Origin of the sequence: Phenylobacterium sp., from assembly GCF_041919955.1 — a bacterium.
GTDB lineage: Bacteria > Pseudomonadota > Alphaproteobacteria > Caulobacterales > Caulobacteraceae > Phenylobacterium.
Genome location: NZ_JAYRSU010000006.1, coordinates 36,082 through 60,462 on the forward strand (window position 1 = coordinate 36,082; position 24,381 = coordinate 60,462).

Consider the following 24,381-nt stretch of genomic DNA (forward strand, 5'->3'; position numbering starts at 1 on the left):
GGAAATTTCCGCGCTATAGGGGCCCTCAAGGGTGGGAAGATGGGCCGGGGCGCCCATCCCTTTCTCGTACTACTGAGGGGATATCAGCATGAAATCTGTAATTGGTCGCGCGCTTTGCGCGTCTACCGCGCTTGTGACCGGCCTTCTGGTCAGCACCGCCGCCATGGCCCAGTCGACCGGCACCGCGGTTGTCGAAGAACTGGTCGTCACCGGCTCCGCCGAGCGCAGCCAAGGCGGCGCGATCGTCGCCATGGATGCGCCGAAGTCGCGTTCGGCCATCACCCAGGAATTCCTGTCGACCCAGGCTCCGGGCGGCACCGTCCTTGACCAGATCAACCTGCTGCCGGGCGTCAACTTCACCGGCAACGACGCCTTCGGCTCGGCCGGCGGCGACATCACCCTTCGCGGCTTCGACTCGCAACGCCTGGCGCTGATCCAGGACGGCATCCCGCTGAACGACAGCGGCAACTACGCCGTCTATCCGAACCAGCAGATGGACTCCGACCTGATCGAGCGCGTCGAAGTCAACCTTGGCACCACCGACGTCGACAGCCCGACCGCGGCTGCGGCCGGCGGCACCATCAACTACATCACCCGCAAGCCGCAGGACGAGATGGGCGGCCGCGTCCAGCTCGGCTTCGGCTCGGAGAACTTCCAGCGCTACTACGGCACCTTCGAGACCGGCCGTTTCGGCCCGTGGGGCACCAAGGCCTGGATCAGCGGCCTCTACACCCGCAACGACATCTTCGACGCCCCCGGCAAGATCGAGAAGAAGGCGTTCAACGCGCGGATCTGGCAGGACATCGGCGACAACGGCGACTTCATCAGCGTCACCGCCAACTACAACGAGAACCGCAACAACTTCATCCGCCGCATCACCCTGGCGCAGTTCAACCAGAAGGGCGTGACCTCGGCGAACCTGCCGGACACCACCCTGCACTATGACGCCACCTGCGTGCGCCCGACGCCGACCAACGGCACGGTGCAGAACGAAGCGACCTCGGCCACCGGCTTCACCGCCGCCTGCGCCCAGTACGTCGGGAACAACATCAACCCGTCGAACACCGGCAACATCCGCGGCCAGAGCCTGTTCCACCTGACCGACACCCTGATCCTGACGGTCGACCCCTCGTTCCAGTACACCATCGCTAACGGCGGCGGCCGGACGATCTTCCAGGAGAACGATCCGCAGTTCCGCGGCAATGTCGACCTGAACGGCGACGGCGACACCCTCGACCGCGTGCTGATCTACTGGCCGAACACCACCAACACCCGTCGCTACGGCGTGAACACCTCGCTGATCTGGAAGTTCTCCGATACCCAGAGCATCCGCGCCGCCTACACCCTGGACTACGCCCGTCACCGTCAGACCGGCCAGGGCACGACCTTCGACGCCAACGGCAATCCGGCCGACGTGTTCGGCGGCAAGGACGGCTACGGCCCGGCGATCAACCTGGCCGACGGCAGCATCCTGCGTCGCCGCGACCGCCTGTCGATCGCCACCCTGAACCAGTTCGCCATCGACTATCGCGGTCGGTTCATGGAAGACCGCCTGCTGATCAACGTCGGCGTGCGCGCGCCCTTCTTCAAGCGGGACCTGAACCAGTTCTGCTACATGCGCGACACCTTCAACGCCTACTGCACCACCCAGACCCCGTTCGTGGTGGCCGGCACCGACGACGGCAGCGGCGTGCCGTTCGTGGTCTTCCCGACCAACAACGCTTCGCAGACGGGCGGCGCTTCGACCACCTCGCTGACCCCGGCCCAGCTGGCCGCGTTCCGCGCGATCTACGGACCGACCGCGACGCCGAGCGCCTATTTCGGCCAGCCGCGCAAGTTCGAGCGCAAGTACGACAAGGTGCTGCCGAACGTCGGCGTCAGCTATGAGCTGAACGACCACCAGACGATCTATGCGAGCTACGCCGAAACCATCTCGGTGCCGCGTACGGACGACCTCTACGACCGCAACGTCGTGGATCCGAACCCGGAAACCTCGAAGTCGTTCGACCTGGGCTGGCGCTATTCGAGCCCGACCCTGATCGCCTCGATCGCGGCGTTCAGCAACAGCTTCGAAAACCGCATCGAGCGTCAGTTCGACGAAGCCGCCCAGATCTTCTACTCGGTCAACGTAGGCGAAGTTAAGCTGCGCGGCTTCGATGGCCAGATCGGCTGGAAGCCGGAAGACTACCTGAGCTTCTACACCTCGCTGTCCTACGTCGACACCGAGATCCAGTCGAACTTCCCGAACGGCGCCGGCGGCGCGATCCTGGCGACCAAGGGCAAGGAACTCTACGAGATCCCGAAGCTCCAGGGTTCGGTCCGCGTCGATTGGGACGTCACCGACGCGCTGAGCGTCGGCGTTCAGGGCAAGTTCGTCGGCGAGCGCTGGACGAACCTGACCAACACCGAAAAGGCTCCGGGCTACAGCACCTGGGATCTGGACGTGCGCTACAAGTTCGACGTCCTGAAGAAGACCTACCTGCAGCTCAACGTGCGTAACCTGTTCGACGAGTACTACCTCGCCGACATCGTCACCAACACCAACGGCAACGGCCAGTTCCAGCTGGGCTACCCGCGGGCGGTGATGCTGACCCTGCACGCCGAGTTCTAGTTTCGGGATCAGTCTTGAGATCGGGGGCGGTCCGGCGACGGGCCGCCCTTTTTCTTTGCAGCGCTTGACGGGGGAGCCTTGTCCGCCCATCTGCGCGCGTTCGTTGAATTGAAGGCAGGCCATGACCGTTCTCGTCCCCGCCGAATGGGCTCCGCACCGCGCCATGTGGCTGGGCTTCCCCAGTCATGAGGAGCTTTGGCAGGAAGACCTGCGCCAGGCTCAGGAAGAGGTGGCGGCCCTGGCCCGCGCCCTGGCCGGTCCCGGCCGCGAGCGCGTGCGCCTGCTGACCGGTTCGGACGCCGGCGAGGCCGATGCGCGCGCCCTGCTGGGCGACGTGGCCGGCGTCGAGATCGTTCCCGGCCGGTTCGGCGACATCTGGCTGCGCGACACCGGCCCGATCTTCGTCAAGCAGGATGGCGCGGACTTGGCCCAGGGCTTCAAGTTCAACGGCTGGGGCGGCAAGTACCAGCTCGACCATGACGATGAGGTGGCCGGCCAGATCGCCCAGGCTTCCGGCGTCGCCCTCAACGCCCACGACTTCATCCTGGAGGGTGGAGCGGTCGACCATGACGGCGCCGGGACGGTGCTGACCACCGGCCAGTGCGTGCTGAACCCCAACCGCAACGCCGGCTGGACCCAGGCGCACGCGGAGGCCGCCTTCGCGCAGGCGTTCGGCGCCGCGAAGGTCATCTGGCTAGGCGATGGCCTGGCCAACGATCACACCGACGGTCACGTCGATAACCTGGCCCGCTTCGTGGCGCCGGGCGTCGCAGTCTGCCCCGTCGCCTATGGCCGCGGCGACGTCAACGTCGAGGCCTATGACGACGCCGCCCGTCGCCTTGCCGAGGCCGGGCTGAAGGTCGTGCGCATCCCCTCGCCGGGCTGGATCGAGGGCGCCGAGGGCGGCGCCGCGCCTGCCAGCCACATGAATTTCATCATCGCCAACGGCGCGGTGATCATGCCGACCTACAAGCAGGGCCAGGCTGCGGACCTCGCCGCCCAGGCGCTGCAGAGCGTTTTCCCGGACCGGGAGGTGATCGCCCTGCCGTCCAACGCCATCCTGACCGGTGGCGGTTCGTTCCACTGCATCACCCAGCAGGAGCCCGCCTGATGGCCCGCACGATCAGCGTCGCCGCCATCCAGACCAGCTACGGCATGGATCTGGACGCGAACATCAAGAAGACCGCCGACTTCATCCGCCAGGCCGCCGACCAGGGCGCTCAGGTGGTTCTGCCCTCCGAGCTGTTCCAGGGGCCGTACTTTTGCGTCGCCCAGGAGGAGCACTGGTTCCGCCAGGCCTATCCGTGGCGCGAGCATCCTGCCGTCAAGGCGCTGGCGCCGCTGGCCGCCGAGCTGGGCGTGGTGCTGCCGATCTCGATCTTCGAGAAGGAAGGCCCGCACTATTTCAACAGCCTGGTGATGGTCGACGCCGACGGCTCGCTGATGGGACTCTATCGCAAGAGCCACATCCCCGATGGCCCGGGCTATATGGAGAAATACTACTTCCGGCCTGGCGACACCGGCTTCAAGGTCTGGGATTCCAAGTTCGGCCGCCTCGGTGTCGGCATCTGCTGGGACCAGTGGTATCCCGAATGCGCCCGCGCCATGGCGCTGATGGGCGCCGAGGTGCTGTTCTATCCCACCGCCATCGGCTCCGAGCCGCACGACCCCAGCCTGGACACCGCCCTGCCGTGGCGGCGCGCGATGCAGGGCCACGCGGTGTCGAACGTCATTCCCGTGGTCGGCGCCAACCGTATCGGCTTTGAGCCGTGGGACGGCTATCCGAACGGCGGCCAGACCTTCTACGGCTCGTCCTTCATCGCCGACCATCGCGGCGATCTGGTCTCGGAACTGGGGCGCGGCGACGAAGGCCTGGTCGCGGCGACCTTCGATCTCGACTTCCTGCAGACCCACCGCGCGGCCTGGGGCTTCTTCCGCGACCGCCGCACCGACCTCTACGGGGCGTTGACGGGCGCGCGTCCGGCCTGATCATCTGAGGCGTGATCGAAACGCCCCGCCTGATCCTCCGACGCTGGAAAGACAGCGACCGGCCCGCCTTCGCCGCCATCTGCGCCGATCCTGAAGTCATGCAATGGTTGGGCGGGGTGCTGACCCCCGAACAGGCCGGCCAGCGCATCGACCGGGTCGAGGCGACTTTCGAGGCGCTCGGCTACGGTCGCTTCCTGGTCGAGCGAAAGTCCGATGGGGCCTTCCTGGGCTGGTGCGGGGTGATGCCGTGCCACGAGAGCGTGACGCCGATCGCCGGCCAGCCGGAGATCGGCTGGCGGCTGGTCACCACGGCCTGGGGCGAGGGCTACGCCACCGAGGCGGCGCGCGCGGCGCTGGACGACGCTTTCGCGCGGGTCGGGCTTGCAGAGGTGCTGGCCTATACCAGCAAGGCCAACCTGCGTTCGCAGGCGGTGATGCAGCGCCTCGGCCTCTCGCGCGAGCCGCAGCGCGACTTCCATTTTCCGAACACGCCGGCCGGCGAGGATCCGACCAGCGTGGTCTACGTGGCGTACCCCTAGGCCGCGCAGTTCTTCGGCGCGGCCTTGGCGCGTGCGATCTCGGCCCGCGCCTTCTGCATGTCGGCCAGGAACTGCGGATCGCCATGCAGGCGTGCGACCATGGCCGCGCCCAGGGTGCGGCCGGCCTCGATGTCGCTGGCGTAGTGCACGCCGCAGATGATCCGGCTCTCGCCGATCTGCTTGCCGATGGCCAGCATGTCGTCGGCCTTGGCGGGGGCCAGCTCGGCCAGGATCAGCGCCCAGGTCCAGCCGGTCATCGAGTGGCCGGACGGATAGGACGCGTTGGTCTTCATCCAGTCCTCGCGCGGCACGCAGATCGGGCGCTCGTCGCCGATCATCGGACGGGGGCGGTTGTAGTGGTCCTTGGCCGGCTTGCCGACCGTGCGCACGTCCAGCTCCACGCGGTGCAGGATACGCAGAGCCGTCGGGGTCTGCTTCTCGTCGATCGAGACGCCGAGCTTGCAGGAATACTGCTTCAGGGCTCCACCGCCCCACAGGTCGTTGTCGACCACGGCCTGCTTCCAGCGCGGCGTGTCCTTCAGCGCGCGGGTCTCGAGGTAGCGGGCGCGGTCGGCTTGGCCGACCAGGCTGTCGGGCGCCGGCGGCGGGCCGAGCAAGGTGGCGCCGTCGATCACGCCATGGGCGAGATAGCCGGTCAGGTTGGTCGGGATCGGGTTGAGCAGCGGCGCATCGAGGCTCTCGTCGACGAGCTGCGGGGCCTGGGCGGTAGTCGCGGCGCAGGCGGCGAGGCCCGCGGCCAGGGCGAGCCCGGCCAGGGTGGTCAGGTTACGGATCATGCGCCTCCATAGAACGGTCCCCAGGGCTTGGGAACCGTTCCAGGAAGCAGCGCCCTACCGCAGGACCGTCAGGCCGTTCTTGATGACGGTGACGTTGCGGGCCTTCACCCGGGCTTCGAACGAGATGTTCTTCCCGTCCTTCCAGAGATCGACGGTGATAGTGTCGCCCGGGAAGACCGGGGCCGAGAAGCGGGCCTGGTGGGAATAGATCTGGTCGGGGTCGAAGCCGACGATCTCCTGCAGCACGGCGCGGCAGGTGATGCCGTAGGTGCAGAGGCCGTGCAGGATGGGCCGGTCGAAGCCGGCCCGCTTGGCCACGTCCGGATCGGAGTGCAGCGGGTTGCGGTCGCCGTTCAGCCGGTAGAGCAGGGCCTGGTCGGGCAGGGTGGCGAAGTCGACCGAGAGGTCCGGCGCGCGGGTCGGGACTACGTGCGGCTCGGGCGCGCCGTCCGACGGACCCCCGAAGCCGCCATCGCCGCGGGCGAAGGTGGAGCCGGTCAGCGTGGCGACCTTTTCGCCCTTCTCGTCCTTCCAGATGGTCTCGTTGACGATCACCGCGCCCTTGCCCTCGCCCTTGTCGAAGGCGCCGACCGTGCGGCTTTCGGCGGTGAAGGTTCCGTAGGTGGGAAGCGGTTTGTGAAGCTCGACCTTCTGCTCGCCGTGCACGACCATCAGGAAGTTGATCTGGCTCTGGCGATGGCCGGCCGGCATCTCGGGCGCCGGGCCGCTGGCCTTGGCGTTCGAGGCGAGCACGGTGGCGGCGGTGGGGACGACCTTCAGCGCCTTTTCATAGACGAAGGGCAGCTCGGTCTCGTTCATCGGGTCGCGGCCGAGGCCGACGCCGAGCGCGTACAGCATCACGTCCTTGTCGCCATAGGTGAAGGTGCGCGGCGCGGTCTTCTGGTTGAGAATGTCGGGATAGAAGATGGGCAAAACAATTCCTCCGGTATGTGGCCTTGCGGCTTATCGAATGGGACGAATTGAAGCGGCTCGCCCTGCGCTAGGCAAGCGCGGCGCGAGCAGGTTTGCCGGTCCTGCCGCGATCGGGTAGAAGCGCGAACCTCGCCCGAGACGGCGCGCCAACGCCAGAAGAACCGCCCGCTCGCGCAGACACATCAATCGCCCAGGATCATCGAAGGTATTTCATGGCGACCCAAACCCAATCCGGCGCAGGCCAGATCTCCGGCAACGTGCTGTTTTACTCGAAGCCGGAGCCGCTTTCGGTCGACCTGCACAAGACGCTGGGCGTCAAGAGCGTCGCCGGGCCGTTCAAGTTCGCCAAGGAAGGCCACGCGGTGCCGCTGACGGTCACCGAGTTCGGCGTCTCGGCGCTGTGCGGCCCGATCATCTTCGTCGGCGACGAGAAGATCCCGCTGGCGGTGATGGGCCTGAACCCGGGCGAGAACATGTTCCTGACCGCCGAGGGCATGTTCGAGCCGGGCGTCTACGTTCCCGCCTACATCCGCCGCTATCCGTTCGTGTTCGCCAACGACAGCGCCGCCGGCCAGATGATCCTCTGCATCGACCGCGCCGCCGAGTTCATCGTCGAGGGCGGCGACATGTCGTTCTTCGACGCCGAGGGCAAGCCGACCGAGTACACGCAGAACTGCATCAATTTCTGCAACGACTACGAAGTCGAGCGCCAGCGCACGCAGAACTTCGTGCAGCTGCTCAAGGATCTCGACCTGTTCGAGACCAAGAAGGCCACCTTCACCCCCACCAATCCGGACGGCAGCGCCGGCGAACCGCAGACCATCGCCGAGTACTTCGGCGTCTCGGAAGAGAAGCTGAACGCCCTGCCGGTGGAGAAGTACACCGAGCTGCGCGACAACGGCGCGCTTGCCCAGATCTACGCGCACCTGGTGTCGCTGTCGGGCTGGGACCGCCTGATCGCGCTGGCCATGGCCCGCATGCCCCAGGCCGCCAACGCCTAGGGGATGAGATCTCCCTCCCCCTTGTGGGGAGGGACAGGTCGCGTAGCGACCAGGGTGGGGAACTGCTGAGTCAGCAAAGCCCCACCCGTCTCGGCGCTTTGCGCCGATCCGCCCTCCCCACCAGGGGGAGGGAGAAGACGTCACCTAGCGAAGACGCTGCGGGTCAGGCAGGAGAAGACCAGCCGGCCGGCCTCGTCGAGCAGGTCGTGCTGGGCGATGACGATGCCCTTGCCCTCGCCGACCGGATCCTTGCCCATCACCGTCATGCGGCCGCGAAGCATCTCGCCGGCCGGCGGATTGCGCGCCCAGCGCAGGGCGTCGACGCCCAGGCGCTTGGTCTGCGGCCATTCCAGCACCGAGGCGGCGTCGAGACGGCACCAAAGCGCATAGACCATCGCATCCGGCGCGCCCCGTTCGGTCGGCCAGCCGGGCGCAAAGGCGGCGATAAAGCCCTCGAGCGCAGCGGGATCCACGGCGATGTCGCCGAGCGGTACGACTTGACCGATTTCGATGTCGTCAAAGGACGCAGGCACAGGAACGCACTCCAAGTTCGGAAAACGCTGATTCGGTGATCTTCACCTCAGAACGCGACAAGTCGAGCAGGCATTTAAGTTTGGACCTTGGCGCCCTATGTGGCGGTCATGTCGAGCGGGTGGTTGATTGGCGTCATGGTCGAGGCGGCGGGGGAGCCTGTTCCCGTCCGCCATTTCTTCGCCGTCGGTCATGAAGACCGTGCGAAGGCCGAATGGACGGCGATCGATCGCGCCATGCTGATCGGCCAGGTGGCCTCCAGCCCGGTCAAGGGGCTGGAGCCGGTCCACGTCATCGGCGCGCTCAACCCGAAGACCATCAAGTCGCTGGCCCTGAAACCGGGCGAGGTCCGACCCTTGGGCTGGAAGTGGCCGCGTCGCTGGCTGGCCTTGGCGGAGTAGCCTCAGGCCGCGCCGAGCCTGGCCAGCACCGCCTGGTAGGCGGCCTGGAGACGCCCGGCGACCGATGGCGCGCCGGTCGGCTTTGCGCCCAGGTGCAGCACGCGCAGTTCGTCCATGAACTCGGCCCACATCTGCGGTCCGCCTTCCTCCAGCACCTGAGCGCGGATCGCGAGGTCCTCGCTGACCGGCAGGTGGCGGCGGCCCCACGCGCCGATCTGGGCGAAGACCGGCACCAGCTGGATCGCCTTTTCCGTCAGGCTGTAGATGGCCTTCTGTTTGTGGCTCGGATCGTCTGACCGGGTGATCATGCCCATCTCGGTCAGCTTCTTCAGCCGATCGGCCAGGATGTTGCTGGCGATGCCTTCCTCCGAGCGGGCGAGAAGCTCGCGGAAGTGCCGACGGTCGCCGAACATCATGTCGCGGATCACCAGCAGGCTCCATTTGTCGCCGAACACCTCGAGCGTGAGGTTGATCGGGCAGCCGGATCTTTGGCTGTCGGCCATGGACGGCGTCCTCGCAGAAACTGCTTGCAGTTTGCCATCGGTTGCGGCTAGCTCGCAACCAATTGCAATTTGCAATCGGTTTCGGCCGCGGAGGCGGCCCCCAACGGGAGGGATGCGCCATGCGCAAGGTCGTGCTGTCGATGTTCATGAGCCTGGACGGATTCATCGAGGGGCCGGATGGCGAGTTCGTGCCGCCGCCCTGGTCCGACGACATGCAGGAGAAGTGGTCCGGCGCCGGGATGTCGGCGGCCGGCCTGCTGGTCTACGGGCGCAAGAACTATGAGTTCAATTCCGCCTTCTGGACGGCGATGGAGGCGAACGCGGAGGCGCCGGCCGAGGAGCGGGAGTTCGCGGCCCTGATGAACGGCCTGCCCAAGCTGGTGCTCTCGCATACTCTGGCCAGCGTGGGCTGGAACGGTCGCCTGGCCGGTCCCGACCTGGCGGCCGAGTTCGCCGAGCTGAAGCGCCAGGACGGCGGCGATATCGTCGTGCTGGGCGGGGCCGGGGTCGCCAACAGCCTGATCGCTCTGGACCTCATTGAGGAATACCGGATCCTGCTGGTTCCGATCCTGCTGGGCGACGGCAAGCGATTGTTCGACGGCGGCCACCGCCGCCGGCCGCTGGAGCTGGTCAGCTGCGTCACCGCCGACACCGGCGCGGCGATCCTGACCTATCGTCCGAGTGCGGCGTCCGCCTGACTTTGCTCCGGCGGCCAGCCGGGCCATATAGGCGGCGGACCTGATGGGATGACCGGATGACGCGCCTCCTTGCGACCCTGCTCGCCGCCTTCGCCCTTCTGGGGGCGGCGCCCGCGGTCGCGGCGCCGGTCGACACTGGCCACCTGGAGGCCGAGCTGGTCGGCCGCGACCTCTCGGTCGCGCCGGGCGCGACGACCTACGTCGCCTTGCGCCAGAAAATCGACAAGGGGTGGCACACCTATTGGCGCAATTCCGGCGACAGCGGCGAGGCGACCCGCATCCAGTGGACCCTGCCGAACGGTTGGCGCGCCGGCGACATCGTCTGGCCCGCACCGCATCGCCAGCCCACCGGCCCGCTGATGAACTATGGCTACCAGGGAGAGGTTCTGCTGCCCGTGCCGGTCACGGCCCCCGCCAATGCGCGGCCTGGGCAGATCGTCACCCTGACCGCGGCGGCGACCTTCCTCGTCTGCGAGGAGATCTGCGTGCCGGAGGAGGCGACCCTGACCTTCTCCCTGCCGGTCAAGGAGGGGCTGGCTGAGCCCGACCCCCAATGGGGCGAGAAGGTCGCGGCGACCATCGCCGCCGCCCCGGCCCCCGGCGGCCTGACCGCCGCCTTCGCGCGGCAGGGCCCGGTCGTGGCGCTGGCGATCACCGGCCCGGCGCTGAAGGGCCTCGACATGGCCGACGCCTATTTCTTCCCGTTCGACGCCACGGTCATCGAACACGCCAAGGCCCAGCCGATCGAGCGTGGGCCGGAGGGCCTGACCCTGGGACTGACTGGGGGCTACGCCTTCCAGCAGCCGCAGCCGCCGAAGTCGCTGGCCGGCGTGCTCACGGTCGGCGGCAAGGCCTTCGAGGTCAGCGCGGTCGAGGGCGCGCTGCCGGCCGGGGCTTCGGGCCTCGGCCCGCCGCCGAAGGCCTCGGGCGCTTCGGGCGCGGGGCTGGGCCTCGCGCCGGCGGTGCTGTTCGCCTTCCTCGGCGGACTGATCTTAAACCTGATGCCCTGCGTCTTTCCGATCCTCGCCATGAAGGCCGCCGCCTTCGCCGGCCATGGGCACGAGCGTCGCGCCGCCCAGGCGCAGGGCCTGGCCTTCCTGACCGGCGTGCTGGCGACGTTCCTGGCCCTGGCCGGCGTCCTCATCGCGATCAGGGCCGGCGGCGCGGCGGTGGGCTGGGGCTTCCAGCTGCAGTCGCCGCCGGTGGTGGCGGGGCTCTCTCTGCTGATGCTGGCCGTAGCGCTGAATCTCTCCGGCGTGTTCCAGGTGGGCGCCTCGCTGCAGGGTGCTGGCGGCGGTCTGGCGAGCCGCGGCGGCATGGCCGGGGCCTTCTTTACCGGCGCACTGGCGGTGGTGGTCGCCGCGCCCTGCACGGCGCCCTTCATGGCGCCGGCCCTCGGCTGGGCGCTGACCCAGAGCGCGCCCGCCGCGCTGGCGGTCTTCCTGGCGCTGGGCCTTGGCTTCGCCGCGCCGTTCGCGCTCGCGCCCTTCGTGCCGGGCCTGCTGTCGCGCCTGCCGAAGCCTGGCGCGTGGATGGACACCTTCAAGAAGGCGCTGGCCTTCCCGATGTACGGCGCAGCCGCCTGGCTCGCCTGGGTGCTTACGGTGCAGGCCGGGAACATCGCTCTGGCCCGCATCCTGGCCGCCGCCGTAGCGCTCGCGCTTGCGGCGTGGCTGCTGGGCGTGGGGCAACGGCGCCAGGCGGCGGGACGGAACGCCTTGCCGGCCATCGTCGTCGGCGGGCTGCTGGCGCTGCTCGCCGCCGCGGGCGCGGTGTGGCCGAACTATGCCGCGCCGACCGACGTCGCCCAGTCCGGGGCCGAGGCCAGCGTGCCCTACGAGGCCTGGAGCCCGGAAAAGGTCGCCGCCGCCCAGGCGGCAGGCAAGCCGGTGTTCGTCAATTTCACCGCCGCCTGGTGCGTGACCTGCCAGGTGAACGAGAAGGTCGCGCTCAGCCGCCAGGGCGTCGCCGACGCCTTCAAGCAGACCGGCGCGGTCTATCTGAAGGGCGACTGGACCAAGAAGGACGACGTGATCGAGGCGGAGCTGGCCAGGCACGGGCGCGCCGGCGTGCCGCTATACCTCGTCTATGGCGCCAGGGGGGGAGAGCCGGTCATCCTGCCGCAGATCCTGACCGAGGGCCTTGTCGTCCGCGCGCTGAAGGACGCCCAGGCGCGCTAGTCTAGACCGGCGCCTGCGGCGGCGCCGTGATCACCTCGACGTTGTCGTTCAGCAGATAGCCCATGTCGGCGACGGCGGTGTCGCGGTCCTTGACGGTCTTGGCCTCGTCCAGGGCCTTGAGTTTCAGCGGCAGGTCCTCGGCGATGCCGCGCAGGATGCACTTCAGGTCGCCGTCCAGCTTGCGCTCGGCCAGGCTCCGGTGACCCTGCATGTCCAGCTCAGCCAGTTCGCCGACCCTGGTCTTGAAGGCGTCGGGGATGGGCGCGGTCACCCCCTTGAAGCCCTCGACCTCCCCTTTCAGGGCGCTGGCTCTGCGCGCGATATCGGCGAACAGCGGCTCGGTGGCGACGACGACCGGCGGGCTTGCGGCGGGCGCGGGGCCGGCCGGCGCGGCGGCGAGCCAGAGGGCGGAGATCATGGCGGCGGCGCTGCAGGACATAGGGGCGAGCCTTCTGCGAATCGCCCAAGACAGGTCGGGCGCCTTTTGCTAACGGCGATACCGTAAACGCCCGGCTACCGCTTCAAGAAGGCTCTCGCATGACCGAACTCGCCGCCGCCTGGACCCAGCTGGAAACCGCCGCCCAGGGCGCCCGCGAGCGTCGCATCGAGGATCTCTTCAAGGCCGAGCCAGATCGCCTTGACCGCCTGGTCGTCGTGGCGCCCGAGATCCGCCTCGACCTCTCGAAGCAGCCCTGGTCCCTCAGCGACTTCGCCGCCGCAGTCGAGCTCGCCCAGGCCGGCGGCGTCGAGGCCGCGCGAGACCGCCAGTTCGCCGGCGAGGCGGTCAATCCTTCCGAGGACCGCGCGGCCCTGCACATGGCCTTGCGCGCGCCCACGGGCTCGGACTTCAAGGCCAAGGGCGAGGCGGTCTCGGCCGAGGTCGAGGCCACCCGCGCGGCGATGGCCGCGCTGAGCGTCGCCATCCGCTCAGGACAGAAGCGCGGCGCGACCGGAAAAGCCTTCACCGCCATCGTCCACATCGGCATCGGCGGATCGGACTTCGGCCCGCGCCTGGTCTGGGAAGCCCTGCGTCCGCTGGCCCCCAAGATCGACCTGCGCTTCGCGGCCAATGTCGACCCCGCCGACATGGCCCTGACCCTCGACGGCCTGGATCCGGCGACGACCCTGGTGGTCGTCGTCTCCAAGACCTTCACCACCCAGGAAACGCTCGCGAACGCGCAGGTCGCCCGCGCCTGGCTGCGCGCCGCGCTGGGCCAGGCGGGCGATGCGCACCTGCTGGCGGTCTCGGCCGCACCGGACGTCGCCCAGGCCTTCGGCGTGCCGGCCGACCAGATCTTCGGCTTCCGCGACTGGGTGGGCGGCCGCTATTCGGTGTGGTCGGCGGTCGGGCTCTCCTGCGTCATCGCCCTAGGCGCGGAGGCCTTCGAGGATTTCCTCGCCGGCGCCTGGGAGATGGACCGCCACTTCCGCACCGCGCCGCTGGCGGCCAATGCGCCGGTGATGCTGGCGCTCGCCCATATCTTCAACCGCAACGGCCTCGACCGTCCGATCCGCGCCGTGGTGCCCTACGCCCAGCGCCTGCGCCTGCTGCCCAACTTCCTTCAGCAGCTGGAGATGGAATCGAACGGCAAGCAGGCCGACGTTCATGGCCGCCCCGTCGCCCGCGCCACCGCCGCGACGGTGTTCGGCGACGCCGGCACCAACGTCCAGCACGCCTTCTTCCAGCTCATGCACCAGGGGACCGACATCATCCCGCTGGACATCGTGGCCGTGGCCCAGGCGTCGGAGGGCGAACCCGCCAACCAGACCAAGCTGCTGGCCAACGCCATCGCCCAGGCCGAGGCGCTGATGGTCGGCAAGCCCGAGAGCGCCGTGCGCGAGGAGTTGGCGGCCCAGGGCATGTCGCCCGCCGCCATCGACGTGCTGGCGCCGCAGAAGACCTTTCATGGAAACCGCCCGTCGAGCTTCATCCTGCTGGAGCGTCTGACGCCCCGGGCGCTGGGCGCGCTCATCGCGCTCTACGAGCACAAGACCTTCGTCGAGGGCGTGCTCTGGCAGATCAACAGCTTCGACCAGTGGGGCGTGGAACTGGGGAAGACCCTGGCCTCGCGCATCCTAAAGGAGCTCGAAGGCGGCGCGGTCGGCGCGCACGACCCGTCCACCACCGCTCTCGTCCGCCGCCTCAAGGGCTGACCTCGGACCCGGTACGATCCAATCGCGCATTTCGGCTCTTGCATTTAACAATCCTGTTAATTAAGGAGATTGTTAAATGCAAACCCCAGACCCCCTCAGCACCACGTTCCAAGCCCTGGCCGATCCGACGCGGCGGGCGATCCTGGCGCGACTCGCGCTTGGCGAAGCCTCGGTCTCGGATCTCGCAGAGCCGTTCGAGATCAGCCTGCCGGCCGTCTCGCGCCATCTGAAGGTGCTGGAGCACGCCGGACTGATCGTCCGCACGCGTGAAGCTCAATGGCGGCCTTGTCAGTTGAACGCGGGGCCGCTGAAGGATGCGGCTTCCTGGATCGATTCCTACCGCCGCTTCTGGGACGCCAGTTTCGACCGCATGGGCGAGTACATCGCCCAGCTTCAGGCCGAGGAGGCCAAGGGCGAATGACCATGACGTCAGCCATCCGCGACGACGAACTGCTGATCGAGCGCATCTTCGACGCGCCGCGCGAACTGGTGTTTCGGGTCTGGACCACGCCCGAGCACCTGATGCGCTGGTGGGGCCCGAAGGACTAACGCGCCATCGCCTACGAGATGGATTTCCGCCCGGGCGGCGCCTATCGCTCGTGCATCGAGGCGCCCGACGGCGCACGATCCTGGATGAGCGGCGTCTACCAGGAGATCGTCGCACCCGAGCGGATCGTCATGACCTTCGGTTGGGACGCCGACCGCATCCTCGGCGTCGAGAACGTCGTCACCGTCACGTTCGCCTCGACCGCGGGCGGCCGTACGCTGTTCCGCTTCCACCAGACGCCGTTCGGCTCGGTCGCCGCACGTGACTCGCATTTCGGCGGTTGGAGCGAGCTGCTCGACCGGTTCGACGGCTATCTCGCCAAGGAGTTCGCACGATGATCGAGGTTTCGGCCTTCAAGTGGGTGCCCCCCTTCGCCCGTGGCCTGGTTCGCGATCTGCGCGTCCGCTGGGCGCTGGAGGAGGCAGGGCTGCCCTATCGCTCAAAGCCCATCGACTTCGTGGAGCAGGCCAGCGACGCCTATCGCGCCTTGCAGCCCTTCGCCCAGGTGCCCAGCTATCGCGAGGGCGATCTGACGCTTTTCGAGTCAGGCGCCATCGTCCTGCACGTCGCCCGCCGCTCGCCGGCGCTGATGCCGGAAGACGAGGCGGGGCGGGAGCGGGCCACCGCCTGGCTGTTCGCCGCCCTTAACTCCATCGAGCCGGCCATCCAGAACCTGGCCGAGATCGACCTTTTCCACGCCGAGGAGGACTGGGCCAAGGCGCGCCGCCCCGGCGTCGAGGCCTTCGTGCGCCAGCGTCTGACCCAGCTTTCCGAGCGGCTGAACGGGCACGACTACCTCGATGGTCGCTTCACGGCCGGGGACCTGATGATGACCACCGTGCTGCGCAACCTGCGCCACACTGACCTGATGGCCGAGCACGACAACCTTTCCGCCTACCAGGCCCGCTGCGAAGCGCGCCCGGCCTTCCAGCGCGCGCTCGATGCCCAGTTCGCCGACTTCACCGGCGACCCGCCGGGCTAGACTCGCCTTCTTCACGCTTTGCCGCTATGACGCACCCGTCATGACGCATCGTCCGCACCATCACGGCCATCACCATCCGACCTCGCATTGCGGGATCGGCCGGGATCGCATGGCCTAAGCGAACCCGAGCCCGAGCCTCCCGCACCGCGGATGGGGCTCGAACACCGGCTCCATCCGTCCGAAACGCCCCTCAAGGATTTCGACGAATGGACACCTTGCCCTCCTTCCGATCGCAGCCGCGCCTTGCCGCGCGCGCCGCCAGCCTTTAGGCGAGCGCCATGACCGACGCTCCCCGCCCCGAGGCCCGCGCTCCGCGCGGCTTCAACGACCGCCGCGCCCGCGACCTGGCCGCCGAACGCCAGATCCTCGCCAAGGTCTCCGCCGTCTACGAACGCTACGGTTTCGAGGCCTTCGACACCGGGGCCTTCGAATATGCCGACGCCCTGGGCAAGTTCCTGCCCGACGCCGACCGCCCGAACGAGGGCGTCTTCGCCCTGCAGGACGACGACGAGCAGTGGATGGCCTTGCGCTACGACCTCACCGCGCCGCTGGCGCGGTTCGTGGCCGAGACCAAGGAAGGCCTGCCCAAGCCGTTCCGCCGCTACGCCTTCGGACCCGTCTGGCGCAATGAGAAGCCCGGCCCCGGCCGCTTCCGCGAATTCATCCAGTGCGACGCCGACACCGTCGGCTCGGCGCGGCCCGAGGCGGACGCCGAGATCATCGCCATGGCGGTCGAGGGGCTGGAAGCCGCCGGTCTGCCGGCCGGCTCGGCGGTCATCAAGATCAACAACCGCAAGCTCCTGAATGGCCTGCTGACGACGGCCGGCGTCAAGGACGACGCCCAGAAACTGGCGGTGCTGCGCGCCGTCGACAAGCTTGACCGGTTGGGGCCGGAGGGCGTGCGCCTGCTGCTGGGCGAAGGGCGCAAGGACGAGTCCGGCGACTTCACCAAGGGTGCGGGCCTCGACGCTGCAGGCGCTGAGGCCGTGCTGGCCTTCGTCGGCGCCGGCCTGAGCGGCCGGGCGGAAACCCTCGACCAGATCTCAGCCATCATCGGCGGCTCGGCCGAGGGCGACGCGGGTCTGGCCGAACTGGCGGCGATCGACAAGGCCCTGACCAGCCTCGGCGTCGGCGTCGAGCGCGCCGCCTTCGATCCCTCGATCGTGCGCGGCCTGGAGTACTACACAGGCGCGGTGTTCGAGGCCGAGCTGCTGCTGAAGACCAAAGACGAAAAGGGCCGCGGCGTCCGCTTCGGCTCGATCGGCGGCGGCGGCCGATATGACGACCTGGTCGCCCGCTTCACCGGCGAGCAGGTCCCGGCGACGGGCTTCTCGTTCGGGGTCTCGCGCCTGGTCTCGGCCCTTCGCGCCGCCGGGCGCGACCTTGGTGACGAGATTCGCGGGCCTGTCGTCGTCATCGCCTTCACGCCCGACGACATGGCGCATTACTTTTCGGTGGTGGGCGAACTGCGCAACGCCGGGATCCCGGCCGAGGTCTATCTCGGCTCGGCGGGGATGAAGGCGCAGATGAAGTATGCCGACCGCCGCATGGCGCCGGCCGCCATCATGCTGGGCGGGGACGAGATCGCCGCCGGCAAGGTCACCATCAAGGATCTCGACCTCGGTCGTGCGCTCTCCAAGGGCGTGACCGACAACGCCGAATGGCGCGAGCAGCGTCCAGGCCAGCAGACGGTCGACCGCGCCGACCTGGTCGGGGCGGTGCGCAAGATCATCGAGGCCGGGCAATGAGCGCCGAACCCGCCGTTCCCGCCGATGCGCTCGCCGCCATCCGCGCGCCGTTCCTGGCGCTGGAGGCCGAGATCGTCGACGCGCCGATCCTCCAGCCGCTCGGGCTGCTGCTCGAACTGGTCGGCGAGGCGATGCGCGCGCGCCTGTTCGTGGTGCAGGCCGAGGGCGGACAGGAAACCTGCCTGCGCCCCGACTTCACCGTTCCGGTCGTGCGCCAGCACCTCGACAGCGGTCGCTCGTCCGGCCGCTATTTCTATGAGGGCAAGGCGTTCCGCGCCTCGCCCGAGCCGGGCCGGCCGGACGAGTTCCGCCAGATCGGCCTTGAGCGCTTCGACGGCGGCGAGGCCCCGGCGTTGGAAGCCGACGCCGAGATCGCGGCCCTGGCCTGGCGGGCCGCAGCGGCCGGCGGGCGCCAGGACCTGGCGCTGTGGCTTGGCGACGTGGCGCTGTTCTCGGCCTTCGTCGACGGCCTCGGCCTGGCCGCGCCGCTCGCTGCACGCGTGCGCCGCGCGGCCGCGCGGCCGCGGCTGCTGGCCGGCGAATTGGCCCGCGTCGACCAGGCGCCGGCCGTGCGCGAAGGCGGGCGACTGGCCGACCTGCTCTCCGGGCTCTCGGAAGCCGAGGCGGCGACCGTACTGGAGGAGATGTGGGCCCTGGCCGGCATCGCCCCGGTCGGCGGCCGGGGGCCGGCCGAAATCGCCCAGCGCCTGATCCGCCGGGCCGAGGCCGATCGCGCCCCGGCGCTCAGCGCCGACCAGGCCGATCGCATCCGCCGCTTCCTGGCCATCGAGGCCGCGCCGGCCCAGGCCTTCGGGGTCATCAGCGAACTGGGCGGGGCGGGTCTGGAGGCGCCGCTGGCCGACTGGTCGCGCCGGCTCGACCTGTTGGCGGCGGCCGGCGTTCCGGTCGAGCAGGCGCGGTTCTCGGCCGCGCTCGGCCACGCCTTCGACTATTACGACGGCCTGACCTTCGAGATCCGCTCGGCGGCCCTCGAGGGTGACCGCGCCGTCGCCGTCGGCGGCAGGTACGACAGCCTGCCCGCGCGCCTCGGCGGCGCTGCGGGAAGCCAGGCGGTGGGATGCATGATCCGGCCCTGGCGGGCCTGGGCGGGAGGCGAGGCGTGAGCGAACCCCTGATCCTTGCGGTTCCCTCGAAGGGCCGCCTGAAAGAGCAGGTCGACGCATGGCTGGGCGACTGCGGGCTGAAGCTGTCCGTCAGCGGCGGATCGCGCGGCTACATGGCCGAACTGAAGGGCGCGCCGGGCGTGCAGGTGCGCCTGCTCTCGGCCGGCGACATCGCCGAGGCGCTCGACGCCGGGGAGGTTCACCTGGGGGTGACCGGCGAGGACCTGCTGCGCGAGCGGGGCGGCGACGTCGACGCCCGCGTGCTCCTGCTGCGGGCGCTCGGCTTCGGCCGCGCCGACCTGGTCGTGGCCGTGCCCAAAAGCTGGATAGACGTGGAGACCATGGCCGACCTGGAAGAGGTGGGCCACGACCTGCTGGCCCGCTCGGGCCGGCGGATGCGCGTCGCCACCAAGTACCTGGCGCAGACGCGCGGTTTCTTCGCTCGCCACGGGGTCGCCGACTACCGGATCACCGAATCCGGCGGAGCGACCGAGGGGGCGCCGGCCGCCGGTTCGGCCGAACTGGTCGTGGACATCACCACGACCGGCGCGACGCTGGAGGCCAACAGCCTGAAGATCCTGGCCGACGGGGTGATCCTGAAGAGCCAGGCCCAGTTCGCCGCGTCGCTGCGCGCATCCTGGAGCGACGATCAGCTTGCCGCCGCCGAGCGTCTGCTGCGGATCATCGAGGCCCGCGCGGCGGCCCACGAAAGCGCCACCCTGATCTGGCCGGCCGATCCGCGCGACGCTGCGGTGGTGGACGGGCTGGTCGCCCAGGGCGCGGTACGCCGTCCGAACGGCCTGCTGGTCGCCGCCAGCCGGATCGCAGAGGCGTCGCTCGCGCTCGCTGCAGCGGGTGTCGGACCGGTCACGGCGTCGCGACCTGACTTCGTGTATGACTCAGGTTGTGTTTCGGCTGATGAGCTACGTCAGCGGGTACATATTTGACGATACCGTCAAAAAGAATCCCCAGATGGGTGGAAAAAAGCCGGCTCGCGCAAATCTGATCGATAATTACCTACAAAGAGCGATCTGGGTGCATTGACTCGGGTCAGAAATTGCCGTTTTCTCAGTCCTGCGAGAGACATGGCGGCCACCAAGACCGACGGTCTCCGGCGTTTCGGGGAGGAAACGCCCGCTCAATAAGAGCGACTGCTCAAAAAACGGCCCGCTGCGATTATCCCCCGCAGCGGGCCAATTTTTTGGCCAGAACAAATTTTGACATTAGAGTCAAAAATTGCTCGCCGACCGCAGAAACGAAAACGGCGCCCCCGCAGGAGCGCCGTCGTCTTTGGAGTCTGGGCGGCTTACCAGATCCGGACCCGGTCGGCCGGCGCCACGTACATCGGGTCGCCGGGCTTCACGCCGAACGCCTCGTAGAACGCGTCGATGTTCTTCACCGGGACCTGCACGCGGTATTTCGGCGGCGAGTGAGGATCGGTGACCAGTTGCTGGCGCATGCGGTCGTCGCGGTACTTGCCACGCCACACCTGGGCCCAGCCTAGGAACACGCGCTGGTCGCCGGTCAGGCCGTCGATCACGGGGGCCGGCTGGCCCTTCAGCGACAGGTGATAGGCGTCAAGCGCCAACAGCAGCCCGCCGAGGTCTGCGATGTTCTCGCCCATGGTCAGGTCGCCGTTGATGTGGGCGCCGGGCAGCACCTCGACGGCCGCGTACTGGGCGCCGAACTTCTTGGCCTGGGCGTCGAACTTGGCGGCGTCTTCGGGCGTCCACCAGTCCGTCAGCTTGCCGTCGCCGTCCGACTTGCGACCCTGGTCGTCGAAGCCATGGGTGATCTCGTGGCCGATCACCCCGCCGATGCCCCCGTAGTTGATCGCCGCGTCGCCGTCGGGATCGAAGAACGGAGGCTGCAGGATCGCCGCCGGGAAGACGATCTCGTTCTTGGTCGAGGAATAGTAGGCGTTGATGGTCGGCGGGGTCATGCCCCACTCGTCGTCGTCCACCGGCCCGCCCAGGCGCGCGGCGCGATAGTCCCACTCGAAGGCGCTGGCGCGCTGGACGTTGCCGTACAGGTCGCCGTCCTTGACGGTCAGGGCCGAATAGTCGCGCCACTTGTCGGGATAGCCGATCTTCACGTGGAACTTGGCGAGCTTCTCCAGGGCCTTGGCCTTGGTGGTCGGGCTCATCCAGTCGAGCTTCTCGATCCGGCCCTTCATCGCGGTCCGAATGTCGCCGACCAAGGCTTCCATCTTGGCCTTGCTCTCTGCGGGGAAGTAGGCCTCGACATAAAGCTTGCCCAAAGCCTCGCCGACGTTGTTGTCCACCGCCGCGACCGCGCGCTTCCAGCGGGGCTGCTGGGCCGGCTGGCCCGACAGGGTCTTGTTGCGGAACTCGAACCGGGCGCTGTCGAAGTCCTTGGAGAGATAAGGCGCGGCCTGGTCGACCAGGTTGAACGCCTCCCAGGCTTTCAGCGTCTCGATCGGCGCCTTGGCGTAGATCGCCGCGATCTTCGGGAAGGCGGTGTTCTCGGCCACGATCACGCGGTTGGCCTTGGACAGGCCCGCACCGTCCAGAAAGGTCTTCCAGGCGAAGCCCGGCGCGTAGGCTTGCAGCTTGTCGACCTCGAAGGGGTTGTAGGTCTTGTCGTCGTCGCGCTGCTCGGCGCGGGTCCACGAGACCTTGGCGATCTCCGTCTCCAGGGCGACGATGGCCTTGGCGTTTTCGACCGGCTTCTCCCAGCCGGCCAGGCCCAGCATCTTGGCGATATAGGCCTCGTAGGCGGCCTTCTGGGGCTTGAACTTGTCCTCCAGATAGTAGTCGCGGTCCGGCAGGCCGAGTCCGCCCTGGAACAGGTAGGCCGCATACTTCTCCGGATCCTTGGCGTCGTCGTGCACGTAGGAGCCGAAGAACGAGCCTCCGAATTTGCGCATGCTGGCGCCCATCTCGCGGGCCATCTGCTCGCGGGTCTTGATCGCGCGGATGGCGGCGAGGTCGGCGGCCAGCGGCTTGGCGCCCAGGGCCTCGACCGCGGCCTCGTCGACGAAGCTGCGATAGAACGCGCCGACCTTGGCCTCGTCGCCGGCCGCGGCCTTGTTGGCGGCGGCCTTCTCGGCCACGGCCCGCATGCGCTGCTGCGACAGCTCGGCCAGGGCGTCGAACGCCCCGTAGCGCGAACGGTCGGAGGGGATCTCCAGCTTGTTCAGGTAGGTCCCGTTCGCATAGTCGAAGAAATCCTTCGACGGGGCGATGCTGGTGTCGCGGCCGCTGAGGTCGAAGCCCCAACTGCCCATGCGCGGGGCGGCCAGGTCGTCGGCGGCCAGGGCGGGGGCGGACGCGCAGATGAGGGCGGCGGCCGACGCCGCGCCCAACCAGAGGGTCTTGATCAAGATTTTTCGAGCCTTCTTAGGGTCTTGCCGGTGGGCGCGACGGTGGACCCGCCGCGCCCGGAAAGGCACGTTACTTTTTTGTTACGTTAGCCTGTCACGCCCAGGGCGGTCATGGCCTGGGCCTTGAGCGCCTTGTAGTCGAGCTTGCCGTTCGGGGCGCGGGCCACGGGAGCCAGCACCAGTTCGCGCGGCGCCTTGTAGTCGGCCAGCAGGCCCTTCACGTGGGCGGAGAGATCGGCCAAGGTCGGCAGGTTTTCGCCCTGGAAGTCCACAATGGCGCCGATGCGCTCGCCAAAGCGCGGATCGGGCAGGCCGACCACGGCCGCGTCACGCACGCCGGGGAAGCGCTTCAGGGCCTCCTCGACCTCCTCGGGGAAGACCTTCTCGCCGCCGGTGTTGATCACCTGCGAGCCGCGGCCGAGCAGGGTGATCGAGCCGTCCGCCTCGACCGTCGCCCAGTCGCCCGGCACGCTCCAGCGGCGGCCTTCGAAGGTGCGGAAGGTCTTGGCCGACTTCTCTTCGTCCTTGTAGTAGCCGATCGGCGTGTGGCCGCCGACGGCCACCAGACCACGCACGCCAGAGCCCGGCTCGACCCGCACGCCGTCCTCGGTGAAGACCGCCGCATTGGGGCCGGTGACGAACTTGGCCGTGCCGGTGGCCTGGCCCGCGCCGGAGGTCGAGGAGGCGAGCCCCAGGGCTTCCGAAGAGCCGAGGCTGTCCATCAGCATCACGTTCGGCAGGTGCTTCAGCAGGCCCTGCTTGTTCTCAAGGCCCCACATGGCGCCGGATGAGGCGATGCGCTTCAGGCTGGGCATGGTCCAGCGGCCCGGATTGGCGTCCAGGGTCTCGAGCATCGGGGCGGCGAAGGCGGGGCCGACGATGATCAGGCCGGCGGCGCCCAGGCGCTCGACCTCGTCGAACAGCAGGGCCGGGTCGAACTTGCGGCTGGTCAGGGTGGCGATGGCGCCGCCGGCGATCAGCGTGCCGAATGAGATGAACTGGCCGGTGGCGTGCATCAGCGGGGCGACCGGGATGCTGATGTTCAGCGGCGCGCCCGAAGCGTCGACCGCTTTGGCGCGTGCGCCGGCTTCTTCCACCGTCTCCAGCGGCGGCAGGCCGAGGAGCAGGTTGGCCCCGCCGCCGAGGGCCTTGAACAGGTCCTCCTGGCGCCACATCACGCCCTTTGGCATGCCGGTGGTGCCGCCGGTGTACATGATCAGCAGGTCGTCGCCCGAGCGGCCCCAAGGCGCCTCGAAGCGTTGGCCGCCCGCCGCCACGATGGCGTCGTAGTCGAGCGCCCAGTCCGGAACCGGATGGCCGTCTTCGGCGACTGCGATCCACGCCTTCACCTTGGGCAGGCGCCCGCGCACCTTGTCGGCGGTGGCCGCGAAGGAGGCGTGAAAGACCACGGCCTCGGCGTCGGCGTTGTCGAACAGATAGGTCAGCTCGTCGCCGCCGTAGCGATAGTTGGTGTTGAACGGGACCGCGCCGGCCTTGAAGGCGGCGAAATAGGTCTCGAGGTATTCCGGCCCGTTATAGAGATAGGCTGCGACCTTCGACTGCCGGGTCAGGCCCGCCTCAACGAAGGCGGCGGCCAGGGCGTTGGCCCGCGCGTCGAATTCCTTCCAGGGGATGCGCCGATCGCCGTGGATCAGGGCGGGGCGGTCGGGCGTGGCGGCGGCCACGGACTCCCACAGGTTGGCGTAATTCCAAACCAAGGCTTCCTCCAATGTCTCAAAAATATGGAGGGCATAGACGGCGCCCGGGGCGAGCCTGTCAACGGCGCTCGCCCCTTGCCCCTTAAAGCCTCAGTGATGCATGTGGCCCGCCATCGGATCGGCGGCGCCGGGGGCTGCCGTCCCCACCGTGAACTCGACCTTCAGCCGGGCGCCGCTGGCGAAGACCAGGGTGGCCGGCAGCTTGTCGCCGGCCTTGCTGGCCTTGCCGAGCCCCAGCAGCATCACGTGATAGCCGCCGGGCGCGAAGCTGACCGACTTGCCGGCCGGGATCGCCACCCCGCCGTCCTGGCGGGCCATTCGCATGACCCCGCCGGCGGTCGACGAGAGGTGGATCTCGGTCTTCTTGGCCGCCGTGGTCTCGACCGCCTTCAGCACTTCGGTGGACTTGCCGCGGTTGGTGATCGTCATGAAGCCGGCGCCGTTGCCGTTCGCCGCGGCGGGGCGGCTCCAGGGATCAGCGACTTCCAGGGTCCCCAGCTTGTAGCTGGCGGCGTGGGCGGAGCCGGCCAGGGCGAGCGTGGCGGCCGCGGCGGCGATGCAGAGATTGCGCATGGATCG

General features: G+C 68.7%; 22 protein-coding genes and 1 pseudogene. 15 read left to right on the forward strand and 8 right to left on the reverse strand.

The features are described from left to right. Positions 1-133 precede the first annotated feature (133 nt). From ACE3T2_RS07060 to ACE3T2_RS07075, 4 genes are all read left to right on the forward strand, one after another. Positions 134-2,611, forward strand: a complete 2,478-nt coding sequence (locus tag ACE3T2_RS07060; RefSeq protein ID WP_374656137.1) for a TonB-dependent receptor — start codon at positions 134-136, stop codon at positions 2,609-2,611. A gap of 121 nt (positions 2,612-2,732) precedes the next feature. Beyond that, on the forward strand, positions 2,733-3,722 hold the full coding sequence (locus tag ACE3T2_RS07065) for an agmatine deiminase family protein (protein ID WP_374656139.1): 990 nt from the start codon (positions 2,733-2,735) through the stop codon (positions 3,720-3,722). Continuing rightward, a complete protein-coding gene (aguB, locus tag ACE3T2_RS07070) occupies positions 3,722-4,600 on the forward strand; it encodes an N-carbamoylputrescine amidase (RefSeq protein ID WP_374656141.1) in 879 nt (292 codons plus the stop codon). The genes ACE3T2_RS07065 and aguB overlap by 1 nt, the downstream gene beginning before the upstream one ends. Before the next feature lie 11 nt (positions 4,601-4,611). Then, positions 4,612-5,139 (forward strand): GNAT family N-acetyltransferase, encoded by a 528-nt coding sequence (locus ACE3T2_RS07075; RefSeq protein WP_374656143.1) that lies wholly within the window; start codon positions 4,612-4,614, stop codon positions 5,137-5,139. On the opposite strand, the gene ACE3T2_RS07080 is transcribed toward ACE3T2_RS07075, so the two are convergent. Then, the gene (locus ACE3T2_RS07080) at positions 5,136-5,936 is read right to left on the reverse strand and encodes a phosphatase PAP2 family protein (protein ID WP_374656145.1); all 801 of its coding nucleotides are present in this window, start codon (positions 5,934-5,936) and stop codon (positions 5,136-5,138) included. The two genes, ACE3T2_RS07075 and ACE3T2_RS07080, sit on opposite strands and share 4 nt — an antisense overlap. A 54-nt stretch (positions 5,937-5,990) precedes the next feature. Further along, positions 5,991-6,869, reverse strand: a complete 879-nt coding sequence (locus tag ACE3T2_RS07085) for a MaoC/PaaZ C-terminal domain-containing protein (protein ID WP_374656147.1) — start codon at positions 6,867-6,869, stop codon at positions 5,991-5,993. A 212-nt stretch (positions 6,870-7,081) separates the two neighbouring features. Here ACE3T2_RS07085 and ACE3T2_RS07090 point away from each other — a divergent pair, with 212 nt between their 5' ends. Further along, complete coding sequence (locus ACE3T2_RS07090) at positions 7,082-7,870, forward strand: SapC family protein (RefSeq protein ID WP_374656149.1); 789 nt, start codon at positions 7,082-7,084, stop codon at positions 7,868-7,870. 140 nt (positions 7,871-8,010) lie between these two features. Here the strand turns inward: ACE3T2_RS07090 and ACE3T2_RS07095 are convergent, their stop codons facing one another. Further along, a complete protein-coding gene (locus ACE3T2_RS07095; protein WP_374656151.1) occupies positions 8,011-8,403 on the reverse strand; it encodes an acyl dehydratase in 393 nt (130 codons plus the stop codon). A 108-nt stretch (positions 8,404-8,511) separates the two neighbouring features. Here ACE3T2_RS07095 and ACE3T2_RS07100 point away from each other — a divergent pair, with 108 nt between their 5' ends. Further along, positions 8,512-8,802 (forward strand): hypothetical protein, encoded by a 291-nt coding sequence (locus tag ACE3T2_RS07100; RefSeq protein ID WP_374656153.1) that lies wholly within the window; start codon positions 8,512-8,514, stop codon positions 8,800-8,802. A gap of 2 nt (positions 8,803-8,804) precedes the next feature. Here ACE3T2_RS07100 and ACE3T2_RS07105 read toward each other — a convergent pair whose 3' ends face one another. Next, positions 8,805-9,305, reverse strand: coding sequence for a winged helix-turn-helix transcriptional regulator (locus ACE3T2_RS07105; RefSeq protein ID WP_374656155.1), 501 nt, complete (start codon positions 9,303-9,305; stop codon positions 8,805-8,807). 119 nt (positions 9,306-9,424) lie between these two features. Between ACE3T2_RS07105 and ACE3T2_RS07110 the strand changes: the two genes are divergently transcribed. Both ACE3T2_RS07110 and ACE3T2_RS07115 read left to right on the forward strand, forming a co-directional pair. Next, the gene (locus tag ACE3T2_RS07110) at positions 9,425-10,003 is read left to right on the forward strand and encodes a dihydrofolate reductase family protein (RefSeq protein ID WP_374656157.1); all 579 of its coding nucleotides are present in this window, start codon (positions 9,425-9,427) and stop codon (positions 10,001-10,003) included. A gap of 56 nt (positions 10,004-10,059) precedes the next feature. After that, a complete protein-coding gene (locus ACE3T2_RS07115) occupies positions 10,060-12,183 on the forward strand; it encodes a protein-disulfide reductase DsbD family protein (RefSeq protein ID WP_374656159.1) in 2,124 nt (707 codons plus the stop codon). 1 nt (position 12,184) lies between these two features. On the opposite strand, the gene ACE3T2_RS07120 is transcribed toward ACE3T2_RS07115, so the two are convergent. Continuing rightward, positions 12,185-12,622 (reverse strand): hypothetical protein, encoded by a 438-nt coding sequence (locus ACE3T2_RS07120; protein ID WP_374656161.1) that lies wholly within the window; start codon positions 12,620-12,622, stop codon positions 12,185-12,187. A 98-nt stretch (positions 12,623-12,720) separates the two neighbouring features. Here ACE3T2_RS07120 and pgi point away from each other — a divergent pair, with 98 nt between their 5' ends. The 7 genes and pseudogenes from pgi (at position 12,721) to hisG (ending at position 19,685) form a co-directional block, all read left to right on the forward strand. Further along, positions 12,721-14,337 carry a glucose-6-phosphate isomerase gene (gene pgi, locus ACE3T2_RS07125; protein WP_374656163.1) on the forward strand — a complete coding sequence of 539 codons (1,617 nt, stop codon included), beginning with the start codon at positions 12,721-12,723 and terminating at the stop codon, positions 14,335-14,337. 76 nt (positions 14,338-14,413) lie between these two features. Next, positions 14,414-14,758, forward strand: coding sequence for an ArsR/SmtB family transcription factor (locus ACE3T2_RS07130; protein WP_374656165.1), 345 nt, complete (start codon positions 14,414-14,416; stop codon positions 14,756-14,758). A 101-nt stretch (positions 14,759-14,859) separates the two neighbouring features. Beyond that, positions 14,860-15,222 (forward strand): annotated as a pseudogene (locus ACE3T2_RS07135) (SRPBCC domain-containing protein). Continuing rightward, positions 15,219-15,866 (forward strand): glutathione S-transferase family protein, encoded by a 648-nt coding sequence (locus ACE3T2_RS07140; RefSeq protein ID WP_374656167.1) that lies wholly within the window; start codon positions 15,219-15,221, stop codon positions 15,864-15,866. The pseudogene ACE3T2_RS07135 and the gene ACE3T2_RS07140 overlap by 4 nt, the downstream one beginning before the upstream one ends. A gap of 278 nt (positions 15,867-16,144) precedes the next feature. Next, positions 16,145-17,614: a histidine--tRNA ligase gene (hisS, locus tag ACE3T2_RS07145; RefSeq protein WP_374656169.1), complete on the forward strand. Its 1,470-nt coding sequence runs from the start codon at positions 16,145-16,147 to the stop codon at positions 17,612-17,614. After that, on the forward strand, positions 17,611-18,738 hold the full coding sequence (locus ACE3T2_RS07150) for an ATP phosphoribosyltransferase regulatory subunit (protein ID WP_374656171.1): 1,128 nt from the start codon (positions 17,611-17,613) through the stop codon (positions 18,736-18,738). Before hisS ends, ACE3T2_RS07150 begins: the two co-directional genes overlap by 4 nt. After that, a complete protein-coding gene (gene hisG / locus ACE3T2_RS07155) occupies positions 18,735-19,685 on the forward strand; it encodes an ATP phosphoribosyltransferase (protein ID WP_374656173.1) in 951 nt (316 codons plus the stop codon). The genes ACE3T2_RS07150 and hisG overlap by 4 nt, the downstream gene beginning before the upstream one ends. 359 nt (positions 19,686-20,044) lie before the next feature. Here the strand turns inward: hisG and ACE3T2_RS07160 are convergent, their stop codons facing one another. From ACE3T2_RS07160 to ACE3T2_RS07170, 3 genes are all read right to left on the reverse strand, one after another. Further along, positions 20,045-22,081 (reverse strand): M13 family metallopeptidase, encoded by a 2,037-nt coding sequence (locus ACE3T2_RS07160; RefSeq protein WP_374656448.1) that lies wholly within the window; start codon positions 22,079-22,081, stop codon positions 20,045-20,047. Between the two features lie 89 nt (positions 22,082-22,170). Continuing rightward, positions 22,171-23,802, reverse strand: coding sequence for an AMP-binding protein (locus tag ACE3T2_RS07165; protein ID WP_374656175.1), 1,632 nt, complete (start codon positions 23,800-23,802; stop codon positions 22,171-22,173). Positions 23,803-23,892: 90 nt separating this feature from the next. Next, a complete protein-coding gene (locus tag ACE3T2_RS07170; protein ID WP_374656177.1) occupies positions 23,893-24,375 on the reverse strand; it encodes a copper chaperone PCu(A)C in 483 nt (160 codons plus the stop codon). Positions 24,376-24,381: the final 6 nt, after the last annotated feature.

Coding starts and splice junctions, on each gene's coding strand:
- ACE3T2_RS07080 (WP_374656145.1), bottom strand. CDS start 5,936: ATGATCCGTAACCTGACCACCCTGGCCGGGCTCGCCCTGGCCGCGGGC.
- ACE3T2_RS07115 (WP_374656159.1), top strand. CDS start 10,060: ATGACGCGCCTCCTTGCGACCCTGCTCGCCGCCTTCGCCCTTCTGGGG.
- pgi (WP_374656163.1), top strand. CDS start 12,721: ATGACCGAACTCGCCGCCGCCTGGACCCAGCTGGAAACCGCCGCCCAG.
- ACE3T2_RS07140 (WP_374656167.1), top strand. CDS start 15,219: ATGATCGAGGTTTCGGCCTTCAAGTGGGTGCCCCCCTTCGCCCGTGGC.
- ACE3T2_RS07090 (WP_374656149.1), top strand. CDS start 7,082: ATGGCGACCCAAACCCAATCCGGCGCAGGCCAGATCTCCGGCAACGTG.
- ACE3T2_RS07150 (WP_374656171.1), top strand. CDS start 17,611: ATGAGCGCCGAACCCGCCGTTCCCGCCGATGCGCTCGCCGCCATCCGC.
- aguB (WP_374656141.1), top strand. CDS start 3,722: ATGGCCCGCACGATCAGCGTCGCCGCCATCCAGACCAGCTACGGCATG.
- ACE3T2_RS07170 (WP_374656177.1), bottom strand. CDS start 24,375: ATGCGCAATCTCTGCATCGCCGCCGCGGCCGCCACGCTCGCCCTGGCC.
- ACE3T2_RS07065 (WP_374656139.1), top strand. CDS start 2,733: ATGACCGTTCTCGTCCCCGCCGAATGGGCTCCGCACCGCGCCATGTGG.
- ACE3T2_RS07100 (WP_374656153.1), top strand. CDS start 8,512: ATGTCGAGCGGGTGGTTGATTGGCGTCATGGTCGAGGCGGCGGGGGAG.
- ACE3T2_RS07130 (WP_374656165.1), top strand. CDS start 14,414: ATGCAAACCCCAGACCCCCTCAGCACCACGTTCCAAGCCCTGGCCGAT.
- ACE3T2_RS07110 (WP_374656157.1), top strand. CDS start 9,425: ATGCGCAAGGTCGTGCTGTCGATGTTCATGAGCCTGGACGGATTCATC.
- ACE3T2_RS07120 (WP_374656161.1), bottom strand. CDS start 12,622: ATGTCCTGCAGCGCCGCCGCCATGATCTCCGCCCTCTGGCTCGCCGCC.
- ACE3T2_RS07105 (WP_374656155.1), bottom strand. CDS start 9,305: ATGGCCGACAGCCAAAGATCCGGCTGCCCGATCAACCTCACGCTCGAG.
- hisS (WP_374656169.1), top strand. CDS start 16,145: ATGACCGACGCTCCCCGCCCCGAGGCCCGCGCTCCGCGCGGCTTCAAC.